The organism is uncultured Halovibrio sp. (assembly GCF_913056445.1).
Classification (GTDB): domain Bacteria; phylum Pseudomonadota; class Gammaproteobacteria; order Pseudomonadales; family Oleiphilaceae; genus Halospina; species Halospina utahensis_B.
In genome coordinates this window covers 1-11,679 of the sequence record NZ_CAJXMA010000084.1, presented here as the reverse complement: position 1 = coordinate 11,679, position 11,679 = coordinate 1, and the positions used below count along the sequence as shown (strand labels likewise).

Sequence of the window (11,679 nt, the reverse complement as noted above, 5' to 3'; positions counted from 1 at the left end):
GCTCCAGGGCCCGGCGCTCCATCAGGTCCGGGCCACGCCCGAGTATGTCCAGAAGCCCGTAGGAGACCTGGGCCTGGTAGGAGCGTTTGATGTCATCCATGTGGCGCTGGACCGTCTCGAAGCGTTCCCTGGGGCAAAGGGTCTGTACCGGCAACGGCACAAGCACCAGACCGAACTGGTTGCCAAGGCGGGTAATGGGCTGGTCCAGTGGTCGCAGGTTGAAGGGCACAGCCACGTGGATGCCGGCCTCGGGCAGAGGTGTGGCGCTCTGCTGGATGTGCGCCTGGACCGCGCCGGTGGCGGCGGCAAGCAGCACATCGTTGACCGTGCCGTTAAGGGCCCTGGCGGTGGCCTTCACCTCTCCCAGATCCAGCGGCTCGGACCAGGCGACCTGCTTGCGTCCGCACTGGGGGCCCTTGAGTCCTGTGGGAGGGTCCGGTGGGCTGAAGGCCACCTTGAACAGGTCCCGCCCCACGAACAGGCATTCCCGCCCCAGGCGCACCAGGTAGGCGGGGTCCTCGCGCATGGTGCGCCAGGTCTGTCGGGCCTGCCAGCGGGCAAGGCGCAGATTGCGGCGTGCCCGGAACAGTGTCTGGCGCCATTCCGGTGAATCGTTCCGTGCCCGTTTGCGGTGCTTGGCGCTCTTCCGGCTGCTGCCGGTATCGTCCTGCTCATCGGTCAGCGAGAGCAGGACCCGCACCAGCGAAATGCCGTCCGCGATGCAGTGGTGGATGCGTACGATCAGCGCGCAGCCCCCCTGGTAGTTATCGACGTAATGGATCTGCCAGAGCGGGTGGTTGAAGTCCAGTGGCGTGCTGTTGAGGTCGCTGGCCAGCTGCTGCAGCGCAGCCTGGTCAGCGTTGCCGGGAAGGGCGGTGATGTGGAAGTGGTTGTCGAGATCGAACCACGGATCCTCTTCCCAGTAACAGCGGTCATTCTGGCAGACCACCCGCTGGCGGAAGCGCTCAAAGCGCAGGAATCGTTCTTCAAGCAGGTTGCGGAACGCCCTGATATCGATGGGCTCGTCGAATACGAGCACGGCACCGATCATCATCGGACTTTCAGGCGACTCCATCCGCAACCAGGCGGTATCGACCGAGGACATGGCTGTGCGTTGGGCAGACATGATCCCTCCCTGGTTGCAGTCATGTTGGGGTGATGGTCGGCCAGTATACTGCGGTGCGGAAGCAGTTCAAATGATCATTTACTGATCAGCGCAGCGTATCCCGGAGAATGCGCTGTTTCTGGCGGTTCCAGTCACGCTCCTTCTCGGTGTGGCGCTTATCATACTGTCTCTTGCCCTTGACCAGTGCGATCTCGCACTTGACCAGGTTCTTCTTCCAGTACAGTGCCAGTGGCACGCAGGTGTGGCCCGTCTGCTGGGTTTTGCCGAGCAGTGTGGCCAGCTCGCGCCGGTGGAGGAGCAGTTTGCGCGTGCGCGTCGGATCCGGGTTGATGTGGGTGGATACAGACGGCAGAGGCGGAAAGTGAGCGCCCAGCAGCCATGCCTCCTCGTCCTTGAGCAGGACATAGGCATCGGTGATCTGGGCCTTGCCCGCACGCAGGGCCTTGACCTCCCAGCCGTGGAGCTGGAGGCCCGCCTCGAACTTCTGTTCGATGTGGAATTCGTGCCGCGCCTTCTTGTTGAGCGCGATGGTGCTGCCGCCCTTGGCGGGCTTTTTTTTCTGAGCCATGGGAATCATCCGGCCTGGCGGAGTGGGTGTTTCTGCAAACGGCGTATTGTAGCCCATAGGGCGTGCCTCTGGGCAAAGTCTGCGGAGTCGCGGCTGAATAAGGCGGCTACACTGGGCTATAATCCGCCTTCATCCGATCGGGAGCCTGTTCATGCATTCCAACCCGGGAGCGCCGGTCACTGCCTGGGGCAGCCGCTGGACCTTCGCGCTGGCGCTGGCCGCGGTCGTGCTCGGTGCCGGCAATCTCTGGCTGGTGCCGCCGGCTGTGGTGGCGCACGGCGGCGGCGCCTTCCTGCTGGTCTACGGTCTGGCGCTGATGTTTGCCGGGGTCCCCGTGGTGATGACAGAGCTGGCAATGGCTCGGCGTTACCGGCAGGGTCCGGATCACTCCCTGCAGGCGGCAGCCGAAGGGGCCGGGCTGCACTCGCGGAGTCTGCCATGGGCCGGTCGCGGTATGCTGTTGGCCGCGTTACTGCTGTTTGGTCTCTACTCGGTGCTTGGGGGTGTGTCCCTGGCCTGGCTTTTCCGGGCTGCGCTGGGAGAGCTGAGGGGCGCCAGTGAGGCCTCCGCCACAGCCCTGTTCACGGATTTTGCCGGCGATATGCAGCAGGTTGCTCTGTGGCAGGTGGTTTTTGTCGGGCTGGTACTGGCGGTGGCCCTGCGTAATCTGGGCCGGGGGGTTCAGCGCTCGCTGCGCACGGTCATTCCGTTGCTGGGTGTGTTGCTTGTGATCATGATGGTGGTGGCCCTGTCCTCGGGCAAGGGCCAGGAGGCGGCCTGGTCCCTGTTCTGGCCTCGCTGGGAGGATCTCGGGTGGTATGGCGCGGCGCTTGCCATCCAGCTCGCAGTCTATTCGCTGGCCGTCGGGGTCGGTGTGCTCATGACCCTGGGCAGCTACATGCCGGGGAATGCCTCCATGCCGCTCTCTGCGCTCGGGGTGGCGGTGGTGGACCTGGTGGTGACTCTGGTGCTTGGGCTGGCGGTTACGGCTCTGGTGCTGGCGGAGCAGGTGCCGCTGACATCTGGTTTTGAGCTGGTGTTCGTGTCGCTGCCGCAGGTGTTTGAGGCCATGGCCGGGGGGCAGCTTGCAGGCAGTCTGTTCTATCTGGTCATGGTGCTGCTGGTCTGGACCTCGGCTCTGTTCACGCTGGAGGTGGTGGTGGCCCGTGTCACGGAAACCCTGGGTGGTAACCGGGTGGTGGCCGGAATCATCGCCATGCTGCCGGCGGGTGCCGCGGCGGCCCTGGCTCTGTTCGGGTTCACCTGGGCAGGGGGGGTGGATGTCTGGGCGTTGATGGAGCTTGTCGTCATACTTGTGCTGGTACCCGTGTCGGTGCTGGCATTGGTCAGGCTCGCAGGCTGGCAGTTGCCGCCGCGCCAGCTTCTGGCCTTTCTGGGCGTAAGGGGCCGGGGATACCGACTGTGGCGCTGGCTGATGGCATGGCTGGTGCCGCTGGCCGTGGTGGTCGCTGTGGTTGTTACGGTGGTTGAGTACAGAGCGGGTTTCTGCAGGCTGGCCGGCACTGCCGTGTGTGGCGGTGGTGGTCTGGAGCGGCCGGTGATGCCCATAGAAGAGGAACCTCACGGGGTAAACATTCAATGACCCGACAGATCGAGCGCAGTGCACTGGTGCATCATTCCGCGGAAGAGATGTTCCACCTGGTCAGTGACGTGGAGCGTTACCCGGAGTTTCTTCCATGGTGTGGCGGCGCGGTACTGCATGAACAGGGTGGGGATCAGCTGGTGGCATCGCTGGATGTGGAGCGTGGCGGCCTGAAACAGCGCTTCACCACACGCAATCACCTGATGCCTGCGGAATCGATCCGTATGGAGCTGGTGGATGGCCCCTTCGAACATCTGCAGGGGCTCTGGCAGTTCCGTGCGCTACGGGCGGATGCCTGCAGGGTAACGCTCAGCCTGGAGTTCGCGGTTCAGAATGGGTTGGCACAGATGGCTTTCAGCGGCGTGTTTGCCCAGGCTGCCAATACCATGGTCGATGCGTTCTGCAGAAGAGCGCGGGCACTCCATGAGGTCGAGGGGCAATGATCCGTGTGGAAGTGGCCTATGCGCGCCCGGACATCCAGCGTCTGATTGCGCTCAGCCTTCCTGAGGGGAGTACGGCGCTTGATGCCATTCGTGAGTCCGGAATCGAGGGTCTTTTCCCCGGGATCGATCTGGAGCACCAGAGCGTGGGCGTGTTCAGCCAGGTGATTGCGGAGCCCGGGCTGTATCGTCTGCGTGAGGGGGACCGGGTGGAGATCTACCGCCCCCTTGAGATTGATCCCAAGGAGGCACGGGCAAAGAGGGCCGGTACGCGGCGCTGACCGTCGGCTCAGTTGGCCGGGGTCTCCTCCAGTAGTTTCGCTTCATGCCGGAGGTACTGGCCTTCCTCGTAGATGATGGTGACACGCTGCTTGCGGATGTCTCCACCGTCCTCCTGGAAGGTGTACAGGTAGTGTTCGCGGTCCGGGTTGAAGCTGCTCACGGTTATGGGGGTGCCCAAAAGCTCGTGCACGTCGGCCCGTGTCATGGTCGGATTGAGCTCGCCGAGATCTTCCTGATCGATAATGTTACCCTGTTGAACGTCGATCCGGTAAACACCCGGAAAACTGCATGCCGCAAGGCTGAGCGTCAGGGTGACCGCAGCCAGGCAGGCGGGAATGGAAGCCTTTTGCATCGTGGAAGGAAATCCTCTATCTTGAGTGCCGCTCCGAGGCGCGCTGCCCGCCTGAAGATGAGCGCACATGGTAACGAAAGCCCACTCCATCACCAACGGTTAGGTTCAGCATGGCACCAGAAAACGTCGAGCTGCGCAAGGCAGGCCTCAAGGTTACGCTGCCGCGTGTGAAGATTCTCAGCATCCTGGAAAGCGCGGAAGCCGCGGAGGATGCGGAAGGCGATCACCACCTCAGTGCCGAGGATGTGTACAAGAAACTCCTGGAATCGGGTGATGACGTGGGGCTGGCCACTGTTTACCGGGTGCTGACCCAGTTCGAAGCGGCGGGCCTGGTGCTTCGCCACAATTTCGAAGGCGGTCATGCGGTATTCGAGCTGGCCGGGGAAGAGCATCATGACCACATGGTGTGCACCCAGACGGGGCGGGTGATCGAGTTCTATGACGAGGTTATCGAGGACCGTCAGCGCCGCATCGCCGAGGAGCATGGCTTCGATCTGGTGGATCACAGCATGATCCTTTACGTGAAGCCGAAATAATCATCACGCGGCTGCCGTAGGAGCGAGCCTTGCTCGCGATGAACTGGATCGCCTGCAAGGCAGGCTCCTACAGTCCTCATTCAGTGATGGGTCGCCTGCCCCTTCTGGACCATCTCGCTGGCGTGGGCCATGGTCTGCTCCGTGAGATCCACGCCACCGAGCATCCTGGCCACCTCCCGGATCCGTTCCTCGGAATCCAGGTTTTCCACTGTTGAATAGGTCTGTTCGTCCTCGGTGAATTTGCTCACGGTCATGTGCTGGTGAGCCTGGCTGGCAACCTGGGGCAGGTGGGTCACGCACAGGATCTGGCCGCTTTCACCAAGCTGGCGCAGCAGCCGCCCGACCACTTCCGCGACGCCACCGCCAATGCCCACGTCCACTTCGTCGAAGACAAGCGTTGGGATCGTTGAGGTCTGGGCCACGACCACCTGGATGGCGAGGCTGATGCGGGAGAGTTCGCCGCCGGATGCTACTTTCCCGAGCGGGCGGGCACTCTGGCCTGCATTGGTGCTGACCAGGAACTCCATTTCCTCGTGCCCGGAGGCAGCGGGCTGGCCGTCTCCGGATGGGGCAGAGAAATGGGTCTGGAACTGGATGTCCGGCATGCTCAGCCGGCGCAGTTCCTCGCCGACGCCCGCGTCGAGGCGTTCGGCGGCCTGCCTTCGGGCACTGCTGAGTTCGTCCGCAAGCCGGTTCCATTCCGTGCGGGCCGCTTCCATCCGTTCCTGCAGCTGCTCCAGGCTTTCGGAGCCATTCTCGAGCTCATCCAGCTCGGCGCGCAGTGAGGCCTGGTGTTCGCGGATTTCCTGGGGTTGGATCTGGTGCTTGCGCGCGATCTGGTAGATCCAGCTCAGGCGTTCTTCCACCTCCTTCAGGCGCTGAGGGTCGCAGTCATAGTCGTCGATGAAGCGCCGCAGGTTGTCCCCGGCCTCCTCGGCCTGGATGCGGGCCTCTTCGAGCATCTGGCAGGTTTCCGCGAGCTGGGGAACCTCGATCGGCAGCCGCTCCAGTCTCTGGCGTGCGTGCTCCAGCATGCTGACCGCCGCCGGTTCACCCTCACTGCAGCACTGGGCAGCCTCGTGGCACTGCTCAAGAATGCTTTCACCATTGGCCAGCTGCTTCTGTTCCGCCTCGAGCTGTTCCAGCTCCTCCGCGCCCAGGGCCAGCCGGTCGAGTTCCTCCACCTGGTAGCGCAGCAGTTCCGTGCGGGCGTTGCGCTCATCCCGCTGGTTGCTGGCCTGCTCCAGCTTGCGGTTGAGTTCGCGCCATTCCCGGAATGCGGCGCGTACCTGTTCGGCAAGTTCGCCGTTGCCACCGAATTCGTCCACCAGCCGATGATGCGTCTCGCGCTTGAGCAGGGATTGATGCTGGTGCTGGCTGTGGATGTCCATGAGCATGCTGCCCAGGGTCTTCAGGTCCGTGAGTGTGCAGGGCTGGCCGTTGATGTAGCCGCGGGAGCGCCCATCACGCCGGATCACGCGCCTGAGCACACAGTCATTCTCCTGGTCCAGTTCCCGTTCCTCCAGCCACTGCTGGGCCTCCGGGGTGCGGGAGAGGTCGAACACCGCGCTCAGGTCGGCCCGGTCCGCGCCCTCACGCACGGCGCCCGCATCCGCCCGGGCCCCGGTGACCAGGCTCAGGGCATCCATGACGATGGACTTGCCGGCACCGGTTTCGCCGGTGAGCGTGGTCATCCCTTCCCGGATGGTCAGTTCCACTTTCTCCGCAACGGCGTAGTTGGCAACGGTCAGGTGCGTGAGCATGAGCGACTCCTGATGTGTATCCATATACAGTATGTGGATATTTGTACAGTGAGTTGGTCAGGGTTTCAAGGGGCTGGGAGGGCGCATGGGTGGAATAAAATGCGCGGGGGTGGTTGAAACCTGCTGCAGCAGCCCCATATCGCCCGGCAGACGTCCCCAAGCGGGCCAGAGAATTCGATACCGAGCAATGAGGTCGATCATGAGTGATGACGAAACCCGTAAGGATGAATCCGTGAACGAGGCCGAGCAGGGCGCCGGCGCGGAAGAAGCGGAGCCGGCAACCGGAGCGGGCGAAGACGCTGCGTCCGCTGGCAGCGGGGATGGCGAGGTCGCTCAGCTGCGTGAACAGCTCGAGGAGCAGAAGGAAGAAGTGCTGCGCGCGAAGGCGGAGATGCAGAACATCCGCCGGCGTGCCGAGATTGATGTGGAAAAGGCGCACAAGTTCGGCACCGAGAAGTTTGTGAAGGAGCTTCTGCCGGTGGTCGACAGCCTGGAGAAGGCGGTTGAGAGCGCCCAGAACCAGGAGGTTCAGAACGAGGAGGTCGTCAGCCGCATCAAGGAAGGCGTGGACATGACGCTCGATATGTTCATCGGTGCGCTGTCCAAGTTCAACGTCGAGCAGATCAACCCGGTGGGTGAGCCCTTCGACCCGCAGAAGCACGAAGCCATGTCCATGGTCCCGAGCAATGAGGCGGAGCCGAACACCGTGATTGCGGTGATGCAGAAGGGGTACCTCCTGCACGAGCGTGTTGTGCGCCCGGCAATGGTCATGGTGGCCAAGGCTGACGATTCCGGAGGTGGAAACGTCGACGAGCAGGCTTGAAATTGAGCCGTTAAGCCCAATAAAGGCAGTAACGGCAACCGGATACCGGATTTGAATTCAACGATCAGAAAACTGGAGTGATATCCATGGGTAAGATTATCGGCATTGACCTGGGCACCACGAACTCCTGCGTGGCCATCCCGGATGGTGACGGGGTCAAGGTGATTGAAAACGCAGAGGGTGATCGCACTACGCCCTCCATCGTGGCTTACACCGACGAAGGTGAAACCCTTGTAGGTGCTGCAGCCAAGCGCCAGGCGGTGACCAATCCGAAAAACACGCTGTATGCCATCAAGCGTCTCATCGGCCGTGCCTATGACGACGATGTCGTTCAGAAGGACATCAAGATGGTGCCCTACGACATCGTCAAGAACGACAACGGCGATGCCTGGGTGGAAGTGAACGGCGAGAAGATGGCGCCCCCGCAGGTGTCCGCCGAGGTGCTCAAGAAGATGAAGCGCACCGCTGAGGACTATCTCGGTGAAACGGTCACTGAAGCGGTGGTTACCGTTCCGGCCTACTTCAACGACAACCAGCGTCAGGCTACCAAGGACGCAGGTCGTATCGCCGGGCTGGACGTGAAGCGGATCATCAACGAGCCGACCGCGGCCGCTCTGGCCTATGGCCTGGACAAGAAGGGCAAGGACCGCACCGTGGCGGTGTATGACCTGGGCGGCGGTACCTTCGACATTTCCATCATCGAGATTGCGGATGTCGACGGCGAGAAGCAGTTCGAAGTGCTGGCCACCAGCGGTGACACCTTCCTGGGTGGTGAAGACTTCGACCTCGCGCTCATCGAATACCTGGCTGACCAGTTCAAGAAAGAGCAGGGAATTGACCTGCGCGGTGATTCCCTGGCCATGCAGCGCCTGAAGGAAGCTGCCGAGAAGGCCAAGGTCGAGCTCTCCAGCGCGCAGCAGACTGACGTGAACCTGCCGTACATTACGGCGGACCAGAACGGGCCCAAGCACCTGAACGTGAAGGTGACCCGTGCCAAGCTGGAGTCGCTGGTCGAGGATCTGGTCAAGCGCAGCATCGATCCGTGCAAGACCTGCATCAACGATGCCGGCGTCAAGGTTGGCGACATCGACGAGGTCATTCTGGTCGGCGGTCAGACACGGATGCCCAAGGTGCAGGAAGCGGTCAAAGAGTTCTTTGGCGCCGATCCGCGCAAGGACGTCAACCCGGACGAAGCTGTCGCCATGGGTGCGGCCCTGCAGGGCTCTGTGCTCTCCGGCGATGTGAAGGATGTGCTGCTGCTGGACGTGACACCGCTGACCCTGGGTATCGAGACCATGGGCGGCGTTGCCACACCGGTGATCGAGAAGAACACCACGATCCCGACCAAGAAGTCGCAGACCTTCTCGACCGCCGAGGACAACCAGACCGCGGTAACCATTCACGTGGTCCAGGGCGAGCGCAAGCAGGCGGCCCAGAACAAGTCCCTCGGTCGCTTCGACCTGGCGGACATCCCGCCGGCACCGCGCGGTACACCGCAGATCGAAGTAACGTTCGACATCGATGCCAACGGTATCCTGAACGTCTCTGCGAAGGACAAGGCGACCGGCAAGGAGCAGTCCATTGAGATCAAGGCGTCTTCCGGCCTGACCGAAGATGAAGTCGATCAGATGGTCAAGGATGCTGAGCAGAACGCTCAGGAAGACGAGAAGTTCGAGGAGCTGGTCCAGGCACGCAACCAGGGCGACAGCATGATCCATGCGGTTCGCAAGAGCCTGGAGGAAGCCGGCGATCAGGCGACCGAGGAGGAGAAGACCGCCATCGAGAACGCCATCTCCGAACTGGAAGAGGCGATGAAGGGCGACGACAAGGAGCAGATCGAGGCCAAGACCCAGGCCCTGACCGAAGCCTCCTCCAGCCTGGCGCAGAAGATGTACTCCCAGCAGGGTGAAGAAGGCGGTGCCGAGGCTGAAGGCAGCCAGGACCAGGGCGGTGGTGATGATGCAGTTGACGCCGAGTTCGAGGAAGTCGACGACAATGACAAGCGGTAAAACCGCTGGCATCATCCACACCCTTTGATCGGCGAACGCGGGAGCTTTCTCCCGCGTTCGTCGTTGTTGTGAACATTCGAATTACGGTTGACAGACTGTCATGGCCAAACGCGACTATTACGAGATCCTTGGCGTCTCCCAGGGCGCTGATGACAAGGAGATCAAGAAGGCATACCGGAAGCTGGCAATGAAGTATCATCCGGACCGCAATCCGGATGACGAAGACGCCGAAGCGCGCTTCAAAGAGGCCAGCGAGGCCTATGAAGTCCTGAGTGACCCCGAGAAGAAGGCCGCCTATGACCAGTTCGGTCATGCCGGCGTTGATGGCTCCGCCGGTGGCGGCGGTGGCTTCGGCGGTGGTGGCGCCAGCTTCTCCGACATCTTCGGGGATGTCTTTGGTGACATCTTCGGCGGCGGCCGGGGCCGCAGTGGCCGGGGTGCCGACCTGCGTTACACGCTGGAGCTGGACCTCGAGGACGCCGTGCGCGGCAAGAACGTCAAGATCGAGATCCCCAGTGCCACCGAATGCAGCAGCTGTAACGGCAGCGGCGCCGAGCCGGGCACGCGGCCGGAGACCTGCGGGACCTGTCGCGGTATGGGGCAGGTGCGCATGCAGCAGGGCTTCTTCTCGGTGCAGCAGACGTGCCCCAACTGTCGGGGCGCCGGCCAGATCGTGAAGAACCCCTGCAAGGCCTGCCGTGGCGAAGGGTTCGTCGAGGAAGAGAAGACCCTTTCGGTCAAGGTGCCGCCGGGCGTGGACACCGGTGATCGGATTCGCCTTTCCGGCGAAGGCGAGCCGGGCATGCACGGCGCCGCGCCGGGGGATCTCTATGTGCAGATCGCGGTCAAGGAGCATCCCATCTTTGACCGGGACGGTCGTAACCTGCATTGCGACGTGCCCATCAGCATCACGGATGCGGCGCTCGGGGGCGAGCTCGAGGTGCCGACGCTGGATGGGCGGGTCAAGCTCAAGATCCCGGCGGAGACCCAGAGCGGCAAGCTCTTCCGTCTTCGCGGCAAGGGTGTGACGCCCGTGCGTGGCGGATCGCCGGGTGACCTGCTGTGCCGGGTAATGGTGGAAACACCGGTCAATCTCACCAAGAAGCAGAAAGAGCTGTTGCGTGAGTTCGATCAGACCCTCCAGGAGGACAGCGACGGCAGGCAGCATGGCCCACGCAAGAGCTCCTGGTTTGAGGGCGTGAAGAATTTCTTTGAGGATATGAAGTTCTAGCTGACCGGGTACAGTGGATATGGATGGGGACACAGTATGACGCGTATTGCGGTGGCCGGCGCTGCCGGCCGTATGGGCAAAACGCTGGTTGAGGCGGTGACGCTGACCGATGGGGTTTCCCTGGGGGCGGCAACCGTTCATCCGGAGAGTTCGCTGATCGGTTCGGATGCCGGCGAAGTGGCCGGCGTTGGCCGCAATGGTGTGATGCTGGCCGGCAGCCTCTCGGAGGTGACGGACGATTTCGATCTGGTGATCGATTTCACTTTCCCGGATCTGACCCTGCAGCATCTGGATGTTTGCCGTGCGACCGGAAAAGCGGCCGTGATCGGGACCACGGGGTTGAGCGAAGCCGAGAAGCAACAGCTCGAGGCGAAAAGCGAAGGCCTGAATGTGGTGTTCGCTCCCAACATGAGTGTGGGCGTGAATCTGCTGCTCCAGATCCTGCAGACGGCGGCCCGGGTGATGGGTGATGATGCCGATGTGGAGATCATTGAAGCCCACCACCGCCACAAGAAGGACGCCCCTTCGGGGACCGCATTGCGGCTGGGTGAGGTGGTTGCCGACACGCTTGGCCGTGACCTCCAGCAGTGCGCTGTCTATGGCCGGGAGGGTTTCACCGGGGAGCGCCCGCGTGAGGCCATCGGTTTTGAAACCATCCGTGCCGGAGATATCGTCGGTGAGCATACCGTCATGTTTGCCGGCCTTGGGGAGCGCATCGAGATCAGCCACAAAGCCAGCAGCCGCATGACCTTCGCCCAGGGCGCTGTCAGGGCTGCCCAGTGGCTGATGCAGCAGCCCGCGGGGCTGTATGACATGCAGGATGTGGTCGGGCTGAAGTGATCCGTGTCCCCGGGACTCCCGTCCGCCCCATAAGGGCTGTTCCGGATGACAGTGCAGTGGGTTTCTCTATATAATACGCCGGATTTGATAAGCGTTTACTTCACCG

General features: G+C 62.4%; 12 protein-coding genes. 8 read left to right on the top strand and 4 right to left on the bottom strand.

Annotation, left to right across the window (positions count from 1 at the left end; translation table 11 throughout):
* Positions 1-1,126, bottom strand: a 1,126-nt coding sequence (locus QZ501_RS12965; protein ID WP_295720040.1) for a wax ester/triacylglycerol synthase domain-containing protein, incomplete at its 3' end; no start/stop codon positions are given.
* A gap of 85 nt (positions 1,127-1,211) precedes the next feature.
* A complete protein-coding gene (smpB, locus tag QZ501_RS12960) occupies positions 1,212-1,694 on the bottom strand; it encodes an SsrA-binding protein SmpB (RefSeq protein ID WP_151439980.1) in 483 nt (160 codons plus the stop codon).
* A 151-nt stretch (positions 1,695-1,845) separates the two neighbouring features.
* On the opposite strand from smpB, the gene QZ501_RS12955 reads away from it, so the two are divergent.
* Genes QZ501_RS12955 through QZ501_RS12945 form a run of 3 tightly spaced genes read left to right on the top strand, consistent with a single transcriptional unit; the run spans position 1,846 to position 4,018 of the window.
* Positions 1,846-3,297 carry a sodium-dependent transporter gene (locus QZ501_RS12955; RefSeq protein ID WP_160899071.1) on the top strand — a complete coding sequence of 484 codons (1,452 nt, stop codon included), beginning with the start codon at positions 1,846-1,848 and terminating at the stop codon, positions 3,295-3,297.
* Positions 3,294-3,740: a type II toxin-antitoxin system RatA family toxin gene (locus QZ501_RS12950; protein ID WP_151439982.1), complete on the top strand. Its 447-nt coding sequence runs from the start codon at positions 3,294-3,296 to the stop codon at positions 3,738-3,740. The genes QZ501_RS12955 and QZ501_RS12950 overlap by 4 nt, the downstream gene beginning before the upstream one ends.
* Positions 3,737-4,018 carry an RnfH family protein gene (locus tag QZ501_RS12945; RefSeq protein WP_151439983.1) on the top strand — a complete coding sequence of 94 codons (282 nt, stop codon included), beginning with the start codon at positions 3,737-3,739 and terminating at the stop codon, positions 4,016-4,018. Before QZ501_RS12950 ends, QZ501_RS12945 begins: the two co-directional genes overlap by 4 nt.
* 8 nt (positions 4,019-4,026) lie before the next feature.
* Here QZ501_RS12945 and bamE read toward each other — a convergent pair whose 3' ends face one another.
* Positions 4,027-4,371: an outer membrane protein assembly factor BamE gene (bamE, locus tag QZ501_RS12940; RefSeq protein WP_151439984.1), complete on the bottom strand. Its 345-nt coding sequence runs from the start codon at positions 4,369-4,371 to the stop codon at positions 4,027-4,029.
* A 110-nt stretch (positions 4,372-4,481) separates the two neighbouring features.
* On the opposite strand from bamE, the gene fur reads away from it, so the two are divergent.
* Positions 4,482-4,907: a ferric iron uptake transcriptional regulator gene (gene fur / locus QZ501_RS12935; RefSeq protein ID WP_077529464.1), complete on the top strand. Its 426-nt coding sequence runs from the start codon at positions 4,482-4,484 to the stop codon at positions 4,905-4,907.
* A gap of 80 nt (positions 4,908-4,987) precedes the next feature.
* On the opposite strand, the gene recN is transcribed toward fur, so the two are convergent.
* Positions 4,988-6,670, bottom strand: a complete 1,683-nt coding sequence (recN, locus tag QZ501_RS12930) for a DNA repair protein RecN (protein WP_151439985.1) — start codon at positions 6,668-6,670, stop codon at positions 4,988-4,990.
* A gap of 199 nt (positions 6,671-6,869) precedes the next feature.
* Between recN and grpE the strand changes: the two genes are divergently transcribed.
* The 4 genes from grpE to dapB all read left to right on the top strand — a co-directional run bounded on the left by grpE (position 6,870) and on the right by dapB (position 11,573).
* Complete coding sequence (gene grpE, locus QZ501_RS12925) at positions 6,870-7,493, top strand: nucleotide exchange factor GrpE (protein ID WP_151439986.1); 624 nt, start codon at positions 6,870-6,872, stop codon at positions 7,491-7,493.
* An 86-nt stretch (positions 7,494-7,579) separates the two neighbouring features.
* Positions 7,580-9,502, top strand: coding sequence for a molecular chaperone DnaK (dnaK, locus tag QZ501_RS12920; RefSeq protein ID WP_151439987.1), 1,923 nt, complete (start codon positions 7,580-7,582; stop codon positions 9,500-9,502).
* A gap of 100 nt (positions 9,503-9,602) precedes the next feature.
* Positions 9,603-10,733: a molecular chaperone DnaJ gene (gene dnaJ / locus QZ501_RS12915; RefSeq protein WP_151439988.1), complete on the top strand. Its 1,131-nt coding sequence runs from the start codon at positions 9,603-9,605 to the stop codon at positions 10,731-10,733.
* Between the two features lie 36 nt (positions 10,734-10,769).
* Positions 10,770-11,573, top strand: coding sequence for a 4-hydroxy-tetrahydrodipicolinate reductase (gene dapB, locus QZ501_RS12910; protein ID WP_295720032.1), 804 nt, complete (start codon positions 10,770-10,772; stop codon positions 11,571-11,573).
* Positions 11,574-11,679: the final 106 nt, after the last annotated feature.